This is a genomic window from Belnapia sp. AC561, assembly GCF_979252845.1.
In genome coordinates this window covers 218,679-242,221 of record NZ_CEEDBP010000003.1, presented here as the reverse complement: position 1 = coordinate 242,221, position 23,543 = coordinate 218,679, and the positions used below count along the sequence as shown (strand labels likewise).

General features: G+C 73.6%; 11 protein-coding genes. 6 read left to right on the top strand and 5 right to left on the bottom strand.

Translation table 11 applies throughout. The features are described 5' to 3' along the window. The first annotated feature begins 96 nt into the window (after window positions 1-96). From AC0IW9_RS04150 to prpB, 3 genes are read left to right on the top strand one after another with little or no spacing between them, the layout of a single operon-like run. On the top strand, window positions 97-432 hold the full coding sequence (locus tag AC0IW9_RS04150) for a sodium:proton antiporter (protein WP_471646943.1): 336 nt from the start codon (window positions 97-99) through the stop codon (window positions 430-432). Continuing rightward, entirely contained in the window at window positions 429-1,787 is a 1,359-nt protein-coding gene (locus AC0IW9_RS04145; RefSeq protein WP_471646942.1) for a sodium:proton antiporter, read from the top strand. The genes AC0IW9_RS04150 and AC0IW9_RS04145 overlap by 4 nt, the downstream gene beginning before the upstream one ends. Before the next feature lie 11 nt (window positions 1,788-1,798). Then, window positions 1,799-2,737: a methylisocitrate lyase gene (gene prpB, locus AC0IW9_RS04140; protein WP_471646941.1), complete on the top strand. Its 939-nt coding sequence runs from the start codon at window positions 1,799-1,801 to the stop codon at window positions 2,735-2,737. Between the two features lie 52 nt (window positions 2,738-2,789). On the opposite strand, the gene AC0IW9_RS04135 is transcribed toward prpB, so the two are convergent. From AC0IW9_RS04135 to AC0IW9_RS04125, 3 genes are all read right to left on the bottom strand, one after another. After that, window positions 2,790-3,128: a DUF1488 family protein gene (locus AC0IW9_RS04135; RefSeq protein ID WP_471646940.1), complete on the bottom strand. Its 339-nt coding sequence runs from the start codon at window positions 3,126-3,128 to the stop codon at window positions 2,790-2,792. Window positions 3,129-3,199: 71 nt separating this feature from the next. After that, a complete protein-coding gene (locus AC0IW9_RS04130) occupies window positions 3,200-4,603 on the bottom strand; it encodes a dipeptidase (RefSeq protein WP_471646939.1) in 1,404 nt (467 codons plus the stop codon). Continuing rightward, window positions 4,600-5,805, bottom strand: coding sequence for an MFS transporter (locus tag AC0IW9_RS04125; protein ID WP_471646938.1), 1,206 nt, complete (start codon window positions 5,803-5,805; stop codon window positions 4,600-4,602). Before AC0IW9_RS04125 ends, AC0IW9_RS04130 begins: the two co-directional genes overlap by 4 nt. Window positions 5,806-5,959: 154 nt before the next feature. On the opposite strand from AC0IW9_RS04125, the gene AC0IW9_RS04120 reads away from it, so the two are divergent. Then, window positions 5,960-6,802 carry an alpha/beta fold hydrolase gene (locus AC0IW9_RS04120; protein WP_471646937.1) on the top strand — a complete coding sequence of 281 codons (843 nt, stop codon included), beginning with the start codon at window positions 5,960-5,962 and terminating at the stop codon, window positions 6,800-6,802. Between the two features lie 24 nt (window positions 6,803-6,826). On the opposite strand, the gene AC0IW9_RS04115 is transcribed toward AC0IW9_RS04120, so the two are convergent. Next, on the bottom strand, window positions 6,827-8,647 hold the full coding sequence (locus AC0IW9_RS04115; protein ID WP_471646936.1) for an ABC-F family ATP-binding cassette domain-containing protein: 1,821 nt from the start codon (window positions 8,645-8,647) through the stop codon (window positions 6,827-6,829). 63 nt (window positions 8,648-8,710) lie between these two features. Then, entirely contained in the window at window positions 8,711-9,016 is a 306-nt protein-coding gene (locus AC0IW9_RS04110) for a hypothetical protein (RefSeq protein ID WP_471646935.1), read from the bottom strand. 322 nt (window positions 9,017-9,338) lie between these two features. On the opposite strand from AC0IW9_RS04110, the gene AC0IW9_RS04105 reads away from it, so the two are divergent. Together AC0IW9_RS04105 and AC0IW9_RS04100 are read left to right on the top strand one after the other, a co-directional pair. Next, window positions 9,339-11,027 (top strand): ShlB/FhaC/HecB family hemolysin secretion/activation protein, encoded by a 1,689-nt coding sequence (locus AC0IW9_RS04105; protein WP_471646934.1) that lies wholly within the window; start codon window positions 9,339-9,341, stop codon window positions 11,025-11,027. 40 nt (window positions 11,028-11,067) lie between these two features. Beyond that, the gene (locus tag AC0IW9_RS04100; RefSeq protein ID WP_471646933.1) at window positions 11,068-23,532 is read left to right on the top strand and encodes a two-partner secretion domain-containing protein; all 12,465 of its coding nucleotides are present in this window, start codon (window positions 11,068-11,070) and stop codon (window positions 23,530-23,532) included. The last annotated feature ends 11 nt before the right edge of the window (window positions 23,533-23,543 follow it).

Below are 23,543 nucleotides of genomic sequence, written 5' to 3'. Positions count from 1 at the left end.
TGGGGATGGGCTCTGGCGGCGGCACCGGGCCGGGGAGACCCCGATCCGGTACCGGCCCGGGTTGCGGCGGCGGCGGAAATGCGGCTGGTTGGGTCCATGTCCGAGACCCTTGCCCGCCGCGCCGTGCCGCCGGCCTCCGGCGCGATCGCCACGACCGGATCCCGGGTGCGGGACCGGGGTCCCGGCTTCGCGCCGGTCGGCACGCTGCCCACGTCGGGTGGCGGCACCATCGTCCAGGGCGGGCCCTGGGGAATGCCCGCCGGCACACTGCTGCTTCTCGCCATCGGTACCCTGCTTGCCAGCCGCATGGGCACCACGGGCGCCGCCCCGGTGCTGATCCATCCCTCGCTGCGCGCCAACGCGCCTCGGAGGCGGAAGGTTCACCGGGCCGGCCGCATCATCGCCTCGCTGGCCCTGGACGACCGCCGGTGACCCCGCATCCCGCCGCGGTCGACCCCGCCGCCCTCTCGCTCGCCTGGGGGCTGCCCTTCGCCGGGATGCTGCTCTCGATCGCCCTCATGCCGCTGCTGGCCGGGCGGATCTGGCACCACCACTACGGGAAGATCGCCGCCGGCTGGGCGCTGCTGCTGGTGCTGCCCTTCGCCGCCACCTTCGGCCCGGCGGCGGCGGCGGCCGAGGTCTGGCACGTGCTGCTGCTGGACTACATCCCCTTCATCGCCCTGCTGCTGGCGCTCTATGCGACGGGTGGCGGCGTGCTGCTGAGCGGACGGCTGGTAGGCACGCCGGCGACCAATACCGCGCTGCTGGCGGTGGGGACCCTGATCGCCAGCATCATGGGTACCACCGGCGCCTCCATGGTGCTGATCCGCCCGGTGCTGCGGGCCAACCAGCACCGGTCGCGCAAGACCCATACCTTCGTCTTCTTCATCTTCCTGGTCAGCAACATCGGCGGATCCCTGACCCCGCTGGGCGACCCGCCGCTCTACCTCGGCTTCCTCAAGGGGGTGAGCTTCTTCTGGACCACCACGCATCTCTTCGGCGAGTTCCTGTTCTGCGCGGTGCTGCTGCTCGGCATCTACTGGCTGCTCGACAGCTGGATGTGGGCGCGGGAACGCCCGGCCGCCGTCGCCGCGGAGGTGGCGGCGCATACCCCGCTGCGGATCGAGGGCTGGTGGAACCTGGCGCTGCTCGGCGGCGTCGTCGCCGTGGTGCTGGCCCAGGGCGTCTGGCAGCCGGGCGAGCTGGACCTGTTCGGTGCCCCGATCGGGCTGGAACGGCTGCTGGCCATCTTCGCCTTCCTGGCGCTGACCTATGCCTCCATGCGGCTGACGACACCGGCCCTGCGGGAGGCGAATGGCTTCGCCTGGGGCGCCATGGCGGAGGTCGCCAAGCTGTTTGCCGCCATCTTCGTCTGCATGGCCCCGGTGCTGTCCATCCTGAAGGCGGGCGAGGCCGGGGCGGCCGGGGGGCTGGTCGCGCTGACCACCGATGCCGCCGGCCAGCCGATCCCCTGGGTCTATTTCTGGCTGGCCGGGGCGCTGTCCAGCTTCCTCGACAATGCGCCGACCTACCTGGTCTTCTTCAACCTGGCCGGCGGCGACCCGGCGGCGCTGATGGGGGAGGGGGCGGCGACCCTCGCGGCGCTGTCCTGCGGCGCGGTCTTCATGGGGGCCAATAGCTACATCGGCAATGCGCCGAACTTCATGGTGAAGGCCATCGTCGAGGAGCAGGGGGTGCGCATGCCCAGCTTCTTCGGCTATTGCGCCTGGGCGGTTGTCTTCCTGATCCCATTGTTCATCCTGGCGACCTTCGTCTTCTTCCGCTGAGGAAATACCCCATGCCCTATGTCATCGGCGCCGATGTCCCCGAGGAACCCGCCGGCCATCGCTTCGCCCGGCTGCTGGAACGCCCGGGGATCCTGCAGATGCCCGGCGCGCACAACGGCATGGCCGGGCTGCTGGCGAAGAAGGCGGGGTTCGAGGCGCTGTACCTCTCCGGCGCCGCCATGACGCTGTCGATGGGCATCCCCGACCTCGGCATGATCACGGTGGACGAGGTCGCCTTCCACATCCGCCAGATCGCCCGCGCCACCGCCCTGCCGCTGCTGGTCGATGGCGATACCGGCTATGGCGAGGCGCTGAACGTCATGCACATGGTCCGCACCTTCGAGGATGCCGGCGCCGCCGCCGTGCATCTGGAAGACCAGCTGCTGCCGAAGAAGTGCGGCCATCTGAACGACAAGAAGATCGCCGACGCCCACGACATGGCGGCCAAGGTCGCCGCGGCGCGCAAGGCCCGCCGGCACCTGTACATCATCGCCCGTACCGATGCCGCCGCCAGCGAGGGCATGGACGGCGCCGTGGCGCGCGCCAAACTCTTCCTCGACAGCGGCGCCGACGCGATCTTCCCCGAGGCGCTCAACAACCGCGAGATGTTCTCCGAATTCTCCCGCCGGATGCGGTCGGAGGGCTATCCGGACGTGAAGCTGCTGGCGAACATGACCGAATTCGGCCGCACGCCCTTCTATACGGCGGAGGAATTCCAGGCGATGGGCTACCAGATGGTGATCTGGCCGGTCTCCGCCGCCCGCGTCGCCAACAAGGCGATGGAGGAGCTCTTCGTCTCCATCCGGCAGAATGGCGGGACGCACAAATTGGTCGACCGGATGCAGACCCGGGCCGAGCTCTACGACACCATCAACCTGCATGCCTATGAGGCGCTGGACAGCAGCCTGATCCAGACCATCGTCCCGACGGCGATGCCGCAGCGGGGCTGATCATCGTGACGCCGTAGGGGCGGGCAGGGCGCCGCCCCTACGGTGGGGCGGTTCAGTCGCCCGCGGCGGCGGCCGCCACCGGCTGATGCGGGATGCTGTCCGCCGGCAGGTCCTCGAAGTCATCCGCCCAAAGGTTCAGCATCGCGCCTTCCGCATGGAAGCGGGTGCGCAGCTTGTGCCGCACCGCGGCCTCGATCCGGTCCTGGGCCTTGGTGAAGCACTGCAGCACCTCGGCGGTCTTGAAGTGGCGCTTGGCGCTGATGTCCTGCAGGGCGCCGAGGGAGATGGAGCAGGGCACGAGCACGCCCGCCTCCTCGACCTCGAACAGCACGCGGCGGCCGTCGAGCCGCGCGGCGCGCACGCCATCGGTGTACGTCGTCTCTTTCGGCATGGCCGGGGTCCCTAGGATGTTGGACGCCCCATTGCGCCGTCCTGCCGAAATGGTCCCGCTTTCGCCGTAATTCAATCCCGGCGATGCTTCGGGAAGTCCTCCGGCGCCAAGGCTCCAAGCTCTGTGAGCAGCAACGGCCAGGATCGCAACCCCTCGTCGAGCGAGCTCAGGCGAAAGAACTCATTGGGTGCATGCGCATCCTCGTCCGGCATAGCGAGGCCGAACATCAGGCTGTCGATGCCGAGGCTTTCGTGGAACAGCGTGGTGATGGGCACGGTGCCGCCGGCCCGGGTCCGCACCGGGCGGCGGCCATGGATCCACTCGGTCACCCGCTCCGCCGCCAGCAGCAGCGGATGCTGCGCGCCGAGGACGAAGGCGCGGGTGCCGCCGGGGCGGTAGTGGAATTCGAGGGCGACGCCCGACGGGCAATGCGCCTCCAGGTGCCGCTTCACCGCCTCCTGCGCCGCCGCCGGCTCCTGCCCCGGAACCAGGCGCATGGTCATCTTGGCATGGGCCTCGCAGGGCAGCACGGTCTTGCCGCCGGCACCGGTATAGCCGCCCCACATCCCGTTCACCTCGACGGTGGGGCGGACGGTGGTGCGTTCCCGCACGCTGTAGTCGGGGTCGCCGAAGGGCGTGGCGCCGAGCTCGGCGTACCAGGCGGCCTCGTCGAAGGGCAGGGCGGCGGCCTCGGCGCGGATGTCCTGGGTCACGTCCATGGCGCCGTCGAGGAAGCCCTCGACCCGGATGCGCCCCTGCTCGTCGTGCAGGGAGGCGACGAGCTTCGCCATCTCGTGCAGGGCGTTGCGCACCGCGCCGCCGACCCGGCCGGAATGGGCGTCCTTCGCCGCGGTGCGGAGGCTGAAGGCCAGGGCGGTGATGCCGCGGCAGCCGACGCTGACGCTGGGGAAGCTGGTGCTGGCGCGGCCGCCATCGGCCGAGAGCATGGCGTCGGCGGCCAGCAGATCCCGGTACCGGTCGATGATGACGGGGAGGGAGGGCGAGCCGACCTCCTCCTCGCCCTCCAGGAACAGCTTGATGTTGACCGGGCAGCCGCCCTCCACCGCGAGGAAGGCGCCGATGGTCTCGACCGCGATCAGGGTCGAGCCCTTCACGTCCGAGGCGCCGCGGGCATAGATTCGGCCGTCGCGGATGGTGGGCTCGAAGGGCGGGGATCGCCAGAGCTCCAGCGGGTCCGGCGGCTGCACGTCGTAATGGCCGTAGATGATGATGGTGGGCCGGCCCGGCGCGCCGAGCCAGCTCGCGTAGATCGCCGGCTGGCCGCCGCCGTCGAGCAGCCGCACGTCACCCAGGCCGAGCGCCCGCAGCCGGTCGCAGAGGAAGTCCCGCGCCGCCGCCATGCCGCCGGCATAGGCCGGGTCGGTGCTGACCGAGGGCAGCCGCAGCAGCGCCAGCAGCCGGTCGAGGATCGCCTCCCGCTGGCCCGCGAGGTGGTGGCCGACCTGCTCGCTCATCCTGTCCGCTCCTCATCCGGGGCCCGCCGCGCGACCAGGGCGGTATAGCCCAGCAGCACCAGCCCGGCGCTGGCCATCGCCGGAATGGCGACGCCCGGCCCCCAGTGATCCGCCAGGGCGCCGATCGTCAAGGCCCCGGCCGGGCCGAGGCCGATGCAGGTGGTGACCAGTCCGAGCACGCGGGAGCGCGCCTCGGCCGGCGCCTGGGTGACCGGCAGCGCGGTCTGCAGCGCGGCAAACAGCGCGGTGCCGATCCCGCCGACCATCAGCACCGCGACCGCGACCGGCAGCGACCCGGCCGAGGCGACCACCAGCAGGCAGAGCATGAAGAAGGCGCATCCCGCCACCATCAGCGGCGCCGAGAGCGGGATGCCCCGCCGTGTCGACAGGGCGAGGCCGGTCAGCAGCGCCCCGGCCGGCTCCGCCGCGGTCAGCAGCCCGATCTGGACGGGGGAGGCGTCGAAGGCCTGGGCGCCCAGCGCCGGCAGCACCGCGGTGAAGCTGAAGCCAAACAGGTTCATCGCCAGCGTCACCAGGATCACCGCCTGCAGCGCCGGGAAGCGGCCGACGACCCGCACCGCATCGACCACGTCGGCGGCGAGCTGTCGCGGCCGCAGCCGCCGCGGCACCTGGGCATGCCGCACCCCGCCGAGCAGGCTGGCGGTCACCAGGTAGCAGCCGGCGGCAACGCCATAGGCCGCCGCGAGGCCCAGCCCCTGGTACAGCGCCCCGCCGATCAGCGGCCCGAGCATGCGGGTGGTGTTGTTGGTCAGGCTATCCGTCGCCAGGGCCGGGACCACGTCGCCCTCGCCGGCGACCTCGGTCACCATGCGGCGGCGGGAGGCCATCTCCCCGGTCCAGACCAGCCCGCCGAGGAAGCTGGAGACGCCGAGGTGCCAGGGGTGCAGCGCGCCGGCCAGGGCCAGGGCGAGGATGCCGCAGGTGCTGGCGCAGCTCAGCGCCTGGCCAGCCATCAGCAGGCGGCGGCGGTCCAGCGTCTCCGCCAGCGCGCCCGCGACCGCGCCGAAGACCAGCATCGGCAGCGCCCGCACCAGGGCGAGGAGGGAGACCGCCAGGGCCGAGCCGGTGACCTCGAAGATGTAGACGCCGGCGACCAGGATCTCGACCCAGCGCATCGCATTGGCGAGGCCGCCGACCGCCCAGAGGCGGACGAAGTCGGGCTGCGCGAAAAGGCGCTTCAACGGGTGGGACCTTGGGTCCCGGGCCATCCTTGGGCCCATCATCGGCGTGCCGGCATCGCCGCCAGCCTCCCCCGCCGGGGCCGGAATGTCGAGGGGGTGGCAAGCGCCCGGATCGGGTGCAGGATCGCGCCAAGCCATCCGGAGGAAACGACCCATGCCCCATGCCCAGGCGAGCGGCGCGCGCATCTGGTACGAGGAGGCCGGCACCGGCCACCCCATCCTGTTCATCCACGAATTCGGTGCCGACCACCGGGAATGGGAGGACCAGGTGCGGTTCTTCTCCCGCGAATACCGCTGCATCACCTACGCGGCCCGCGGCTATCCGCCCTCGGATGTCCCGACCGACCCCAAGCTCTATGGCCAGGACTACGCCGTCGGCGATGCCGTCGCGGTGCTGAAGCACCTCGGCATCGCCAAGGCGCATATCGTCGGCCTCAGCATGGGCGGCTTCGCCAGCATCCTCTTCGGCATCCGCCACCCGGAGATGGCGAGCTGCCTGGTCCCGGCCGGCGCCGGCAGCGGCTCCCCCAAATCGGACCAGGCCGCCTTCCGCGCCGCCTGCGCGGCCCGCGGCGAGCAGCTCATCGCCCAGGGCTGGCCGGGCGAGCTGGCCGAGGAGACCGGACATTCCCCGACCCGCATCCAGCTCAAGAAGAAGGACCCGCGCGGCTGGGCCGCCTACATGGACCGGCTCGCGCAGCATTCCGGCCTCGGCACCGGGCTGACCATGAAGCATTTCCAGGGCGAGCGGGATTCGATCTTCGACTGGGAGGCGGAGCTGCGGCGCATGACCGTGCCGACCCTGCTGGCCGTTGGCGACGAGGACTGGCCCTGCATCGAGACCAATATCTTCCTGAAGAAGGTGCTGCCGAATGCCGGGCTCTGGATGGCGCCGCGCACCGGCCATGCCATCAACCTGGAGGAACCGGCCGCCTTCAACCGCGCGGTGGCGGAGTTCTTCTCGACGGTCGAGCGGGGGCGCTGGATGCTGGGCTAGCGGCGCGGCTAGGGAGGCAGGGCTTCAGCCCGCCTCCATCTCCTCGCGCAGCATCTCCAGCTCCAGCCATTCCTCCTCGGCCTTGGCCAGTTCCGCCTCCTTCGCCGCCAGGGCCGCGTTGAAGCGCTCGAACCGCGCCTTGTCCCGGCTGTAGAGGCCCGGCGCGGCGAGCGCGGTGCGGATGGTGGCGATCTCGCCGGTCAGGGCCTCCATCCGCGCGGGCAGGCTCTGCAGCGCGTGCTGCTGCTTGAAATTCAGCTTGCGCTTCGCCGGTGCCGGCCCGGCGACCGGGGAGCCCGGCCGTGCCGCCGCCGTCCGGGGCTCGGCGCCGGCCACCGCCTTCGCCTCCACCCCGCGGCCGCGCTGGGCCACCATGTCGGAATAGCCGCCGGCATATTCCTGCCAGCGCCCTTCGCCCTCGGCCACGATGACGCTGGTGCAGACCCGGTCGATGAAGTCGCGGTCGTGGCTCACCACCAGCGCGGTGCCCTGGTAATCGGAGAGCAATTCCTCCAGCAGGTCCAGCGTCTCGAGGTCGAGGTCGTTGGTCGGCTCGTCCAGCACCAGCAGGTTGGAGGGCTTGGCGAAGGCGCGGGCCAGCATCAGCCGCCCCCGCTCGCCGCCCGAGAGCACGCCGACCGCGGTCCGCGCCTGGTCGGGCACGAAGAGGAAATCCTTCATGTAGCCGACCACATGCCGCGCCTGGCCGCCGACATGCACCTGTTCCGACTTGTCGCCGGTCAGCGCCTCCGCCAGCGAGATCGCGGGGTCGAGGCTCTCGCGGCTCTGGTCCAGCGTCACCATGGACAGCCCGGTGCCGAGCCGGATGGTGCCGCTGTCCGGCTGCAGCCCGCCGGTCAGCAGGTTCAGCAGGGTGGTCTTGCCGGCGCCGTTCGGGCCGATGATCCCGACCCGGTCGCGCCGCAGCACCCGGGTCGAGAAGTCGCGCACCACCGGCGGCGCATCGCCATAGGCCTTGGTGACATCCTCCATCTGCGCCACCAGGGTGCCGGAGCCCTCGCCCTCGCTGGCGACCATCCGCACCGTCCCCGCCGAGCGCAGCGCCTCCCGCCGGCGGGTACGCAGGTCGGCCAGCTCGCCGACGCGGCGCATGTTGCGCTTGCGCCGGGCGGTGACGCCGTAGCGCATCCAGTGCTCCTCCCGGACGATCTGCCGGTCGAGCTTGTGCCGGGCGCTTTCCTCCTCCTCCAGCACCTGGTCGCGCCAGGCCTCGAAGCTGGCGAAGCCCTGGTCGATGCGGCGGGTGGTGCCGCGATCCAGCCAGACCATCGCGCGGGACAGGGCGGTCAGGAAGCGCCGGTCATGGCTGATGAGCACGAGCGCGCCGCGGAAGCCGGAGAGCTCCTTCTCCAGCCAGGCGATGGCCGGCAGGTCCAGGTGGTTGGTCGGCTCGTCCAGTAGCAGGATGTCGGGGTTGGGCGCCAGGGCCCGGGCCAGGGCGCAGCGCCGCGCCTCGCCGCCCGAAAGCGTCGCCGGGCTTTCCTCGCCGCTCAGCCCCAGCTCGCTCAGCAGCCAGCGGGCGCGGTAGGGGTCGTCGTTGGGGCCGAGCCCGGCCTCGACATAGTCCCAGGTGGTGGCGGCATCGCCGAATTCCGGCTCCTGCGGCAGGCTGCGCATGGTCGCGCCGGGCTGCAGGAAGCGGCTGCCGCGCTCCGGCTCCAGCGTGCCGGCGGCGATCCGCAGCAGGGTGGACTTGCCGGAGCCGTTGCGGCCGACCAGCGCCAGCCGCTCCCCCTGGCCGACCGACAGCGTCGCGCCGGTCAGCAGGGGGGTGGTCCCCATGTGGAGGTGGATGTCCTGGAGGATCAGAAGGGGGGGTGCCATGGCGGGTGGTTCCGCCACGCCGCTGCCCGCGTCAAGCCTCGGCGTCGCGCTGCGTCTCGGGCGCTACCCCTTGGACGGGGGCCGCCGGCGGGTCCGGCGGGGTTCGCGCGGCGGCCCGGCATCGATCACCGGTGGGCGCGGGGCGGAGGCCCAGAGCCGGCGATAGACATCCAGCGGCAGCATCACGAAGGCTTCCTGGCCATTGCGGGTCAGCACCAGCGGGCCGCGAATCGCCTGGTCGACCAGCTCCGGCACCGCGCTCTCGACCGCGGCGAGGTCGACCCGGGCCAGGCCTTCCAGCCCGGGCGCGGGATCGCCGGGGAAGAGGGTCTGGATCGGCTCATCCGGGTCGTCCTGCCATCCGGCCATGCTGCGCCGCCACTCCTCGCGCCGCCCCTGGGGCAGCCGCGGGATGCGGCGATGCGGCGTTGCCAGGATGCACGGCCGGGGCAGGCCCCCGCCAGGGGCTGGTTGGTCGCGTAACGTCGCCGCCGGGGCGGGTCCCGACCAGGGGATGGCCGATCATGGCGCGACGACAATCCAGGTTCGTCATGAAATTATGGACCAATCCCATTTCAGGATACGAACCGCACCGAATGGACGAAAAATCCAGGGGAAATCTGCACGCCAGGGTTATCAAAGTTCCGTTATCGGCCTAGAATAAAATCGGCTGACAAGGGGGCCGTTGTCGATGCGTCTGTTCCGGCTTGCCTTCGGTGCGGCGACGGCCCTGGTCGCGATCGCTCCGGCGGCATTCGATGCCGCCAAGGCCCAGTCGCCCGCGCTGGAAGGCCCGCCGCTGCAGCAGCAGACCGGGCCGGGCGCCGCGGCCGAGATCGCGATCGGCACGGTCCAGGTGACCGGCGCCCTGGCGGTGCCGGCGGCCGCGCTGGCCCCGGCCACGGCCGGCCTGGCCGGCGCCACCATCCCGCTGGCCCGGATCGAGGAAGCCCGGCTGGCCATCCTCCGCGCCTATCGGGAGGCCGGCTTCCCCTTCGCCGCGGTCAATGCCGGCGTGACCCGGCGCCCCGGCCCGCCGCCGGTGGCCGACCTCAGTTTCGCGGTGATCGAAGGCTTCGTCGCCGAGGTGAAGCTGGAGGGCGACATCGGCCCGGCCGGCACCCAGGTGCTGCGCTTCCTCAACCGCCTGATCGGCCAGCGCCCGGTCAGCGCCGCGGCGATCGAGCGGGCGCTGCTGCTGGCCCAGGACATCCCCGGCCTGACCGTGCGCGGCACGCTGCGGCCGCTGGCGAACGAGCCCGGCGCGCTGCAGCTGGTCGCCCAGGTCGAGCGCAAGAGCATCAGCGGCTACGTCAATGTCGACAACCGCGGCTACCGGCTGGTCGGCCCCTGGCAGGGGCTGCTGGTCGCCGGGCTGAATTCCTTCACCGAATTCGGCGAGCGGACCGAATTCTCGCTGTTCGGGGCGCAGGACAGCACCCAGTGGTTCGCGCAGAGCTCGGTCGATGCCTTCGTCGGCGGCAGCGGCCTCAAGGTGCGGCTCTATGCCGGCACCGGCGAGACCCGGCCCTCCGGCAGCCTGCGGCAGATCGGCTATTACGGCGCCACCCAGGTCGGCGGCGTCTCGGCCAATTATCCCATCATCCGCAGCCGGCCCATCAACCTCTATGCCGTCGGCAGCTTCGATGCCTTCGACGGCGTGGTCGAGACCGGCACCAGCGGCCGGATCCGCGCCAGCCGCGACGCCATCCGCACCGCCCGCTTCGGCTTCGACGGGCAATTGCTCGAAAGCTGGGTCCGCTGGCTGCCGGCGGCGACCAACATCGGCACCATCCGCGTCGCCCGCGGCATCGATGCGCTGGGCGCGACCCGCAACGGCTACGCGCTTTCCGGCCGCAGCGGGGCGGAGAACTTCGGCTTCGTGAAGGTCAGCGGCGAGGTCCAGCGCACCCAGCCGCTGTGGTCGCCGGGCGAGGGCCAGCTCGTCAGCATCCAGGGTCTCTTCGCCGGGCAATGGACCGACGACATCCTGCCGCAGGCGGAGAAATTCTACCTCGGCGGCAACCGGCTGATGCGCGGCTACTACGCCGGGCAGGTCACCGGCGACCGCGCCTGGGGCCTGGCGCTGGAGCTGCAATACGACATCGGGCTCGACCTGCCCTGGAACCTCGGCTTCGGCTCCAACCGCCTCGCCGCGCAATTCTACGCCTTCCGGGACATCTCCCGCGCGGTCGAGAACCGGCCGAACGATGCCAATCGCCGGCTGTCCTCCTGGGGCGGCGGCTTGCGGACGGTGCTGAGCGAGCGGGTGCAATTCGACCTGGAGGCGGTGAAGCGGGAGGTGCGGCGGCCGGATGGCGCCGCGGCCGATGCGCTGCACGAGACCGCGCTGCTGTTCCGCACCCTGGTCCGGTTCTGAGACCCGCCATGAATGCGACGACGATTGGGGACATGAACTGATGGCCGCACCAGCCTGGACGCGCCCGGGTCTTCTTCGGGCCTGGCTGCTCGGGACCACGGCGCTGCTGCCGGCGGCGACGGGCGCATCGGCCCAGGGCATCGCGCCGAATACCCTGCCGACCGGCGGCCAGGTCAGCGCCGGCACGGCCAGCATCAGCCAGTCCGGCAATGCCATGCAGGTGACGCAGGGCAGCAACCGCGCCGCGATCAACTGGCAGGGCTTCAGCGTCGGCGCCAATGCCAGCGTGAATTTCCAGCAGCCCGGTGCCGGGTCCTGGACCCTGAACCGCGTCACCGGCGCCGACCCTTCGGTCATCGCCGGGCGGGTCACCGCCAATGGCGGCGTCGCCATCGTCAACCAATCCGGCGTGGTCTTCGCCGCCGGCGCCCAGGTGAACGTCGGCAGCCTGATCGCCAGCGCGGCGAATATCACCAACGAGAATTTCATGGCCGGGAAGATGGTCTTCGACGGCCCGCCGCGGCCCGGCGCGACGGTCGAGAACCACGGCAGCATCACCATCGCCGACCGCGGCCTGGCCGCGCTGGTCGGGCCGCGCGTGGCCAATTCCGGCACCATCCGCGCCCGGCTCGGCCGCGTGGCGCTCGCCGGGGCGGAGACCTTCAGCCTCGACCTCGCCGGCGACGGCCTGCTCTCGATCGACGTGACCCAGGCGGTGCGGACGGCGGCCGGCGGCGGCGCCGCGCTGGTGACGAACAGCGGCGTCATCGAGGCCCAGGGCGGCTCCGTGCTGCTCAGCGCCCATGCCGCCTCGGGCCTGGTCGAGGACCTCGTCCGCCATACCGGCAGCATCGCCGCCAATGGTGCTGCCGGGCGCGGCGGCCAGGTGGCGCTGCGGGCCGAAGGCGGCGGCGTGCGCGTCGAGGGCAGCATCAGTGCGACCGGCCGCGGCCGGCAGGCCGGCGGCAGCATCGCGGTGCGCGGCAGCACCGCCACCACCATCGCCGGCACCGCGCGGCTCGATGCCTCCGGCGGGGCCGGCGGCGGCACCGTGCTGGTCGGCACCACCGGCGTCGGCCGCAACCAGGCGATGAGCGCGGCCACCACGGTGGAACGCGGCGCCCGGATCAGCGCCGATGCGCGCCGGCGCGGCGACGGCGGCACCATCGCGGTGAACTCCACCACCAGCACCAGTGCTCAGGGCAGTTTCTCCGCCCGCGGCGGGCGGCAGGGCGGCAATGGCGGGCTGGTCGAGCTCTCCGGCCAAAGGGCGCTGTCGATCGCGGCGCAGGTCGATGTCAAGGCGCCGGCCGGGCGCAACGGCACCATCCTGCTCGACCCGACCAGCATCGAGGTCGTGGCCGATGCCGATGCGCCGGCCGATGCCGGCGCGCCGCTGGCCACCGTCACCGCCAATACGGGTGCCAGCGGCACGGTGCTGAAGATACGGGCCTCGGATCTCGATGCCGCCGCCGCCAGCGTCACCCTGCAGGCGGCCGAGACCATCACCATCGGCGCCGCGGTCAATCTCGGCGCCAATACGCTGAACCTCTTCGCCGACGGCGCCATCACCCAGACCGGCGCCGGCACCATCACCGCCGGCACGCTGGTCATCCGCGGCTTCGGCGGCGGCAGCAGCGCGGCGGGCAGCGCCACGCTGAACCTGGCGAATTCCATCGCGACGCTGGATGCCGTCGTCACCGGCACGCTTCTCCTCAACAACGGCGGCACCCCGCTGGCGGTGACCCGGGCCCAGGGCAGCACCGTCACCCTGGCGACCACCGGCACCATCGACCTGAACGGCGCGGTCGGCGGCAGCGGCGCGGCCGTCTTCCTCCACGCCGACGGCACCATCAACCAGAATGGCGGCAGCATCACCGCGGCCAGCCTGACGGTGCGGAACAGCAGCGGTGCCGCCGCGACCGCCGGGGATGTCAACCTCGGCCAGACCAATTCCCTGAACGCGATCGACATCGCCTCGACCAGCAGCCTCACCCTGGTCAACGACGGCAGCGCGCTCTCCGTCGCCGGGCTGGCGGCGCCTGTGGCGACCCTGGCGACCGGCGGCGACATCGCCTTCACCGGCCCCACCCAGGTCGGCAGCACGCTGACCCTGCAGACCAATGGCAGCGTCAGCCAGTCCGGCGCGGGCAGCATCGGCACCGGGCTGCTGAACGTCACGGACCGGGCCAATTCCGGCGCGACGCCGGGCGCCGTCGCCCTCGGCACGCTGACGAACGCCATCAACGCGATCGATATCCGCGCCACGGGCGCCGTCGCCGTCAACAACGGTGGCAATCCGCTGCTGCTCACCCGGGCGACCGGCAGCAGCATCGCCATCATCGCCGGCGCCCTGACGGTGCCCGGCACGGCAGTGGTGCAGGCAGCGGCCGGCGGCACCATCGCGCTGCGCGTCGACAGCCTCGCCTGGGGCGGGCTGCTCGATGCCGGCACCACCGGCACGCTCGAGATCGGCCCGCGCAGCACTGCGAGCACCGTCAGCCTCGGCGCCGGCGGCGCCGCGGCGCTGCAGGTCGATCCCGGCAGCTTCGATGCCAGCCGGCTGATCGCCGGCATCGTCACCGTGGGCGAGACGACCATCGGCGCCAGCACGGTGCGCGGCAATGGCCTTGTCGTCTCCGGCCCGGTGGCGCCCGATGCCGCGGCGGTCGCCACCGCCCTCCGGCTGGTCGCCGATGCCGGCACCGCCATCTCGGTCGAGGCGCCGCTCACCCTGGCGGACCGCGCCGTCTCGCTGCTCGGCAGCGGCAGCATCGGCCAGACGGCGGCCGGCAGGATCACCGCGGCGGCGCTGACCGTCGGTGCGCCGGGCGGCGGCAATGCCGGGGCGGTGACCCTGAATGCGGTCGCCAATGCGCTCGGCCGCGCCGGCATCGCCTCCTCCGGCACCGTGCTGCTGGCCAATGACGCGACCCCGCTGACCCTCGGCGGGCTGAGCGGCACCGGCGCCACCATCACCACCGCCGGCACGCTGGCCATCGACGGCGCCATCGGCCTCGGCGCCGGGGTGCTGACCCTGTTCAGCGATGGCGCCATCAGCCAGACCGGCGGCGTGGTGACGGCCGGCAGTCTCGTGGTGCGCAATGCGGCCGGCGCCGCGGCGACGCCACAATCCGTGGCGCTGGATGGCGCCGACAATGCCATCGCCGCCATCGACATCGCCGCCACCGGCAGCGTCGCGGTGAGGAACGGCGCGACGGATCTGGCGGTGACGGCACTGTCCGGCAGCGGCGCGACCCTGACCACCGGCGGCGCCCTGAGCTTCAACGGCGCCACCGATCTCGGCGCCGGGACCCTGACCCTTCGCGCCGGCGGCGCCGTCACCCAGGCGAATACTGCGGCGATCACCGCCGGTACGCTGAACACCCGCGATGCCTCGGGCAACACCGCCGCCGCCGCCGTCACGCTCGATGCCGCGGACAATGCCATCGGCAGCCTGGATGGCGCGACCATCGCCGCCTATGCGCTGAGGACCAGCGCGGCGCTGACGGTCACCGGGCTGCGCGCGCAATCGGCGATGCTGACCTCGGCCACCGGCATCGGCATCTCCGGTGCGGTCACCGTGACCGATGGGCTGGCGCTGAATGCCCCGGCCATGAGTTCCACCGCCGTCATCACCGCCGCCACCCTGACCCTGCGCGGCGCGGATGGCAGCGCCGCCGCCAGCGGTGCCCTCGACTTCAGCACTGTGGAAAACGCGGTCGGCGCGCTGGACGCGAAGAGCGCCACCTCCATCCAGCTTCGGAACGGCACGACCGCCCTGCTGGTCACCCAGGCGGCGGCACCCCTGGTGCTGCTCCAGGGACGCGGCGCCCTGACGCTGAGCGGCGCCATCGGCGGCCCCGGCGCCACGGTCACCCTCGCGGCCCTGGGCGACCTGGTCCAGACCGGCGGCATCATCACCGCGGCGACCCTGTCGGCGAGCGCGACGAATGCCGGGCTCGACCTGCAGCGGGCCAATGCGGTGGCCAGCGCCAGCCTCGCCGCCGGCACCACGCTCGATTTCGCATCGGCCAGCACGCTGACGGTTACCGGCGCCTCGGGCACCGCCGTCACCCTCGCCGCGCCCAGCATCGCACTCGCCGGCGCGGTCGATGCCACCACCAGCCTGGCGCTGACCACCACGGCGGGCGCCATCACCCAGACGGCGGCCGGGGCCATCACCACGCCGCGGCTGGCCGCCGTCGCCGTCGGCGGCGGCATATCGCTCGATGCCGCCAGCGATGCAGCCGCGGGCAATGCCATCGCCCGGCTCGGCGCTTCCGCCAGCGGCGGCGGCATCAGCGTCTTCTCCCGCACCGCGATGGAAGTCCATGCGGCGGGCATCGGCGTCACCGCCTCGGCCGGCAGCACCATCGCGCTCGCGGCGCCGAGCCTGGCGGTCAACCAGGCGCTCGGCTTCGCCGCGCCCGATGCCGGCAACCGCATCACCCTGACGGCGGATGCGCTGACGGCGACGGCGGCCATTGATGCCGGGCCGACCGGGCAGGTCGCCATCCAGCCGCGCGCCGCGAGCCGCGGCATCGATATCGGCGGTGCCGCCGGCAATACGCTGCAACTCGGCGCGGCGACGCTCGGCCATGTCACCGCCGGGCGGCTGCTGATCAGCGCCGCCGGCACGACCGCCATCGGCCTCAATGCCGATCTGGTCCTGGCCGGGGTGGGGACGCTGGAGCTGATCGCCGGCACCGGCATCACCCAGAACGATGCCACGGGCATCACCGTCGCCCGGCTCTCGGCGACCGCCACGGCGGGCAGCATCGATCTCGGCGGGGCGAACCAGATCGGCGCCATCGCCGGCAGCACGCTCGATTCGACCATCGGCCTCTCGGCGACCGGCGGCATCACCCTGGTCAATGCCGCGGCGCTCGCGGTGGATGCCAGGGTGGTCGCCGGCAATGCCCGGACCATCGCCATCACCGCGACCGACCTGACCACCAGCGCCGGCATCGCCACCACCGGCAGCAGCGCCGGCAACCGCATCGACCTGCGGGCGGATACCGTGGTGCTCGGCGCCGATGTCAGCGCGACCGACGGCGTGATCAACATCCTGCCGCGGACCAGCGGCCGCGCCGTGCGGCTCGGCGGGGCGGATGGCGTCATCGCCAATACGCTCACCCTGCCGACCTCGCAGTTCCGCTTCATCCAGGCCGGCAGCGGCATGCTGCGCATCGGCGGCACGGATGCGACGACCACCGCCGGCCGCATCACCCTGGGCGGGGAGGTGCCGCTGCGCGCCTCCGTCAGCGGCGGCGCGGTCGTCGGCGGCAGCGCCGCGACGCTCGACCTGCGCGCGGCCGAGGTCGCCACCGATCCGGGCGTGGTCTTCGGGCTCAACGTCGGCAATCTCACCGGCACCACCAGCGCCGGCTTCCGGCTGAACGGTCCGGGCAATGCGATCGACACGCTCGGCGCGATCAGCGGCAACACCGTCGCCGTCTCGAGCGACCTGGCGCTGACGGCGAATGGGCCGATCGACGGCGGCCCCGGCCGCGTCGTCCTCGGCAGCGCCGGGCAGCTCACCCTGGCCGGGGATCTCCTGGCCGCGACCGGCGTCGTCCTCGCCGCCGATGCGGCGATCCTGCAGACCGGCGGCAGGATCGCCGCCCCGGTCGTGGAGGCCGGCGGCTTCAATGCCGGCGCGTCGGCGGTGAGCCTGCTGCGTGCCGCGAACGACTTCGGCGCCGTCGCCGCCGAGGCCAGCGGCGCGGTCCGGATCTTCTCCACCGCGGCAACGGCCGGCACGCTGTCCCTGGCCGGGCCGGTGACCGGCGCCAGCGTCGGCATCACCAGCGGCGGGAGTCTCGACAGCAGCGGCGGCGGCATCACCGCGACGGGCGGCGCCATCGCCCTGACCGCGACCGGGACCATCACGCTGGGCAATAGCCTCCTCGCCAGCGGCGACGTCACCCTGCTGGCCAATGCCGCCGCCGGCGTCAGCGCCATCACCCAGATTGCCGGCAGCATCCAGTCCGGCGCGGCCAATACCATCAGCCTGACCGCCGACGGCATCAGCCTGCTGGCGGCGGCGGAGTCCATCCGCACCGGCGCCGCCGGCACGGGCGGCCTCGTGCTGCTGCGGCCGCTGACCGATGGCCGCGCCATCACCCTGGGCGGCCTGCTGGCGAATACCCTCTCCATCGCCTCCGGCGCCGGGATCTCGGCCGGGCGGGTGCTGATCGGCCGGACCGAGGCCGGGCCCATCACCGTGGCGGGCAGTTTCGGCGTCGGCGCCGCGACGCTCGAGCTGATCACCGGCGGCGCCATCACCCAGGCCGGCGGCACGGTGCTGACGGCGGCCGGGCTCAGCGCCACGGCGGGCGGTGCCATGACCCTGGATGGGCAGAACCAGATCGAGGCGGTGGTCGGCAGCACCGCCGATCCCGCCAGGGGCCTGACCAGCGGCGGCAGCATCGCCCTCACCACGGCCAGGGCCGGCGGGCTGACGACCAGCGCCGCCATCGCCGCCGCCGATGGCGCCAGCGTCACCCTGCGGGCGGATGCGCTGGCGCTCGGCGCCACGGTCGGCGCCGGCAGCGGCAACCGCGCCGCGCTCAACATCCTGCCGAATACCATGGGCACCGCCGTCACCCTCGGCGCCGATGCCGCCGGGCTGGCGCTGGATGCTGCCGAGATCGGCTTCCTCCGCGCCGGCACCGGGCTGCTGCGCATCGGCGGCGACGGCAGCGGCGTCACCGCCGGGGCCATCACCATCGCCGGCGACCTGCGGCTGCGCGGCGGCAGCGCCTCGGCCGCGGTGCTGGACCTGCGCGGCGACAGCGTGGCGCAGACCGGCGGCGTCGTCGCGGTGGCGACGCTGACCGGCGCCAGCGCGGCGGGCGGCTTCGTGCTGGACGGCACGAACCGGATCGACAGCCTCGGCCTGGCCGGCGCGGGGAATACCCTCGCGGTCAGTGCGACCGGTGGCGCCGTCGCCATCGCCAGCGTCAATGCGCTGACGATGCGCGGCAATGTCACCGCGGCGGCGGCAGCGGGCAGCGGCACCGCGGGGGTCAGCCTGCGCGGCAATGGGCTGACCATCGGCGACGATGCGGCGCCGGCGAAGCCGGTGCTGGTGCAGGCCGGGCGCGGCGACCTCGTGCTCGATGCCGGCGGCGGCGCGCTGGTCACCACGGCCACCACCACCCTGCGGGCGCAGGACCCGGCCTCCCTCGCGGCGGAAAGCACCCTTGGCGACACCTTCGGGACGATCCGGCTCGGCGGCGGGACCGTGACCCTGGCGGGCATGCTGGATGCCGGTCGGGCCAGCGGCGGGCGCGACATCAGCATCAGCAGCAGCGGTGCCCTGGATGTCGGCACGGCGTCGCTCACCGCGCGGCGCGACATCGGCCTCACCAGCACCGCGGGCGGCGTCACCGTGCAATCCGGCGCCACCCTGGCGGCCGGGCGCGACATCGGGCTGACGGGCTTCGGCACGGTGCGGACCGATGGGACGCTGACGGCCGGCCGCAGCATCGGCGTCGGCAGCACCGGCGGCACCGTCACCATGGCCGGCACCGCCACCGCCGCCACCCTCGGCCCGGTGCTGGCCGATCCGGGCGCCGGCATCACCGTCAGCGGCCTCGGCGACGTCACCCTGGATGGCAGCCTCATCGCCACCGGCCGCAGCATCCTCGCCACCGCGACGACCGGGACCCTGACCGTCAACGGCGCGCTGGATGCGGCGACGGGCGGCGGCATCACCCTGAATGCCACCGGCGCCGATGGCCGCGTCGTCATCGCCGCGACCGGCACCCTCGACGGCGGCACGGTCACCATCAACGCCGGGCGCCAGCTTCGGCATTCCGGCCGCATCGGCGGCAGCGACATCACCCTGACGGTCGGGCCGAACGGCGCCCCGCTCTCGCCCGCCTTCGAGGCCACCAGCGGCAGCAGCATCATCGCCGGCGGCGCCCTGGCCATCGCCGCGCAGAGCGGCAACATCGGCCTGACCGGGGCCACCCTCCAGGCCGGGACGGCCCTGGGCCTCACCGCCCTGGCCGGCAGCATCACCCAGACCGGGGGCAGCACCACGGCGGCCGGCGCCGTCACCTTCCAGGCGGCGACCGGCATCGGCGTCACCAATGGCGGCGGCACCGCGCCGCAGGTCGGCTCGACCGGCGGCAGCCTGGCCTTCACCACCGGCACCGGCGACCTGGTCCTGACCGAGGCCGGCATCACCGCCGGCGGCACGCTGGGCCTGACCGCCACGGCGGGCGCCATCCGCCAGACCGGCGGCACCACCAGCGGCGCCGGGGATGTCACCCTGCGGGCGGGGACGGATATCGTCATCGCCCAGGGCAGCGCGCTCAGCCCGGCGGTGGTGACGGGGCTCGATACCCTGCCGGTGCTGCGCTCGACCGGCGCCGCGCTCGGCGTCTCGGCCGTGGCGGGCGATATCGCGCTGACCCATGCGACCGTCGGCGCCGGCACCACCCTCGGCCTCACGGCGAGCCTGGGCGGCCTGACCCAGACCGGCGGCAGCATCACCGCCGGCAGCACGCTCAGCCTGACCAGCGGCGGCGACACGGTGCAGCGCGACGGCGGCCGGATCATCGCCCCGGTGCTCACCGGCGCGGCCGGCGGCAGCGTGAGCCTGATCAACGGCATCACCCTGCCGGGGGCGCTGGCCGCCAAGGCCTCGGGCAACAGCATCGCCGCCATCGCCGGCTATACGGCGGGCGGCGACCTCACCCTGGCGAGCAATGCCACGCCGCTGCGGATCACCGGCCTGGTCAGCGCCGGGGCCGGCCACGCGCTGCGGCTGTTCGCCGACGACTACGCGCTGACCACCGGCCTCGCCGCGCCGAGCGGCAGCGTCACCCTCTCCCCCTATACCCGGGACGGCAGCATCGCCCTGGTCCTCGGCGGACCCACCGGCGCCAGCGCCGCCAATACCCTCACCCTCGACAGTGCGGAGCTGGACCTGCTGCCGCCGGGCGGCATCGGCACCCTGCGCTTCGGCAGCCGCGACAACCCCGCCGGGCTGACCGATATCGCCAGCGTCACCATCGCCGGCGCGGCCGACCTCGGCACCGGCGCCGGCACCAGGGTCGGTCGGCTCGAGCTCGAGACCCGCGGCGCCATCTCCCAGGATGCCGGCACCAGCCTGATCGTGCCGCTGCTGACGGCGACGGCGGGCGGCAACATCAGCCTCGACCCCGGCAGCTCGGCCAATCGGATCGGCGGCCTCGCCGGCCTCCGCACCCCGGGCAGCGTCAGCCTGCGGACCGCGCTGGTCGCCGGCGCGCCGCTGGCCATCGGCGCCGGCAGCTTCGCCGAGGGCATCCGGGTCGGCAGCGGCCAGGCCATCACCCTCCGCGCCGACGATATCGACATCGCCGCGGCGGTGCGGGCGCCCGGCGGCAGCATCACCCTGATGGCGGATACCGGCGGCCGGGGGATCACCCTCGGCGGCGCCGCGGCCGGCACCCTTTCGCTCTCGGCGGCCGAGCTGCTGCTGCTCGGCGGCGAGGGCGGCGGCGCCCTCGCCAGCGGCGCGGCGACCCTGCTGCGGATCGATGCCACCACCGTCCCGGGCGACGTCACCATCGCCGGCTCGGTCGACCTGCAGGGCCCGACGGCGCGGTTCCAGGCGCTGGAGCTGCTCGCGGCCGGCACCGTCGCCGGCAGCGGCGGCGCCATCACCGTGCCGGTGCTGCGCGCGACGGTCGCCGGCAATCTGGTGCTGGACAATGCCGGAAACAGCTTCCTGCTGAACCGCATCACCGCCGCCAATGCCACCATCCGCCAGGCGGGCGACCTGCGGCTGGCCAATGCGGTGGCCGCGATCGGCGGGGTGGATGCCCCGGGCGGCATCGCCGCCGCCGGCACCCTTCGGCTGATCGCCGGCGGCGGCATTACCCAGGATGGCGGCGCGATCATCGAGGCCGGGACCCTGGCGCTCGCGGCCGGCAATACGGTGACGCTGACCGAGGCGAATGCCTTCGGCACCCTGGCCGATGTCGGCATCCTCGGCGGCGGGACCAGCCGCATCCGCGCGGCGAATGCCACCGTCGCCGGGCCGGTGAGCGTGACCGATGGGCTCAGCCTGCTCGGCGATGCCGGGCTCGGCGTGACCGGCAGCATCGCCACCGGCGGCGCATTGGCGCTGGAGACGACCCGCGGCGACATCGTGCTGGGCGGCGCGACGCTGACCGTGGGCGGCGGGCTGGCGCTGACGGCGGGCAGCGGCGTCTCCGCCGGCGGCGATATCACCATCACCGGCGGCAGCATCGGCGTCACCGGCGCCGCGGTGCTGACCGCGACGCGGGACGGCACCCCGGCCAATCCCGGCGACATCACCCTGAACGGCACAGCCATCACCGCCGGCGCGGCGCTGACCCTGGCGGCCGGCGGCGGCATCGGTGCCGGCAGCAGCACCCTGGCGGCGACCGGCGCCTTCGCCGCGACGGCGGCCACCGGCGGCATCGGCTTCACCGGCACCACCGCCGGCGGCGGCACGGCGACCCTGGCGGCGGCGACGGGGCTGACGGTGACCGGCGGCGGGCTGGCCGCGCAGGGCGGGGCGCTGCTGGCCGGCACCGCCACCGGCGATCTCGCGCTCGACGGCGCCGGCGTGACGGCGGCCGGCAGCCTGGGGCTGACGGCAAGCACCGGCCGTATCACGCAGCGGCGCGGCAGCACGACGGGCGGCGGCGACGTCACCCTGTCCGGCGGCAGCGGCATCGCCGTCACCAGCGATGGCGGCGCCGCGCCCATCCTCCGCTCCACCGGCGGTGCCCTGGCGGCGACCAGCGCCAGCGGCGACATCGGCCTGGCCGGCGCGACCCTTTCCGCCGCGACCGGCCTGGGGCTGACGGCCGGCGCCGGGGCGATCACCATCGCCACCTCCACCCTGGCCGCCGGCACCGGCGCGGCGCTCGCGGCCGGCACCGGCATCGCCGCCAGCGGCAGCAGCCTCGCCACCGGCAGCGGCGCGATGAGCCTCACTGCGACCGGCGGCGGCATCACCCTGGCCGGCACCACCCTGGCCGCCGCCACCAGCCAGGCGCTGCAGGCCGGCGGTGGCATCACCCTGACCGATAGCCTGCTCACCGCCGGCGGATCGCAGGCTCTGACCGCGGGCGGCATGCTCGCCGCCACCGGCTCCGGCCTCACCGCGGCGGGCAACCAGGCCTTCGCCGCCGGCACCGGCCTGACGCTCACCGGCACCACCGCCAGCACCCAGGGCAGCCTCGCCGCCACCACCAGCCTCGGCGCCGCGGCGCTGACCGATGCCACCCTGGCGGCGGCCGGCACCCTGTCCCTGACGGCGGCGGCGGGGGCGGTGACGCAGACCCGCGGCAGCATCACCGGCGGCGGCGAGACGCGCCTGCGCGGCGCCACCGGCATCACCGTCACCGATGCCGGCAGCGGCACCGCGCCCATCCTCCGCAGCAGCGGCGGCAGCCTCGGCCTTCTCACGGAGGCCGGCAACGTGGTGCTGGCCAATGCCCGGCTCACGGCGGCCAGCGGTCTCGGGATCGCCGCCGGCGGCGGCATCGGCGCGACCGGCAGCAGCCTCGCCACCGCCGGCGGGACGCTCGGCCTCGCCGCCGCGACGGGCGACCTCATCCTGCTGCGCAGCAGCCTGGCGAGCAGCGCCGGCGACCTCGACCTGACCGCCGGCAGCGCCGGCAACCTGACCACGACGGGCCTCGCCGCCGCATCCCCCGGCGGCCGGGTCCGCGTCGTCTCTGGCGGCCCGCTGACGCTCCGTGCCTTGAGCGTCAGCGCCGACGTGGCGGATTTCGAGGCGGGCCGGCTCTTCCCCGCCGATCCCGCCGCCTATGGCCAGACCCGCGGCAGCGGCCTGCTGCTGAACGACGGCATCACCGCCAGCATCGGCACCAAGCTGCTCTTCGCCGGGCCGGGCGGGATCACCGACCTCGGCCTGACGCTGGTGCTGCCGCGCGCCAGCGCCCTGCCGGCGGTGATCTACGATACGCGGCTGAACCCGGCCGCCAATCCGCTGGGCCAGGTGCGGCCGGATATCGCCGGCCTGCCGGCCAACCAGCAGGCGACGCAGGTCCGCAGCGCCCCCGGCGCGCTCTCGCCCGGCGCCTTCGGCCTGCCGGACCAGGCCACCGCGGCCGGCGCCGCGGCGATCAATATCAACGCCGGCCGATCCGCCGTCTTCCTGTTGGTCGATGGCGGCGCGGTCCAGGGCAATATCGTCGCCGGCCGGCTCGGCGTGCATGGCGCCGGCGGGGGCATGTCGCTCTTCGGCACGCTCGACGGGTCGACCGGCGCCCAGGCCGCCCGCTTCGCCGACATCACCCGGCCGATCGCGGCGAACGCGCTGCAGCGCTACCGGATCAACGGCTGCGTCATCAGCTCGGTGAACTGCGTGGTGCCGCCCTCGATCCAGATCATCCCGCCGCGGCCCAGCGACCGGGCGCCCTTCAGGATCGAGAACAACCGGATCAATACCTCCGAGGTGCTGATCCCGAATATCGCCGAGGAGGACGACGACGAATGATGGCCCGCCCC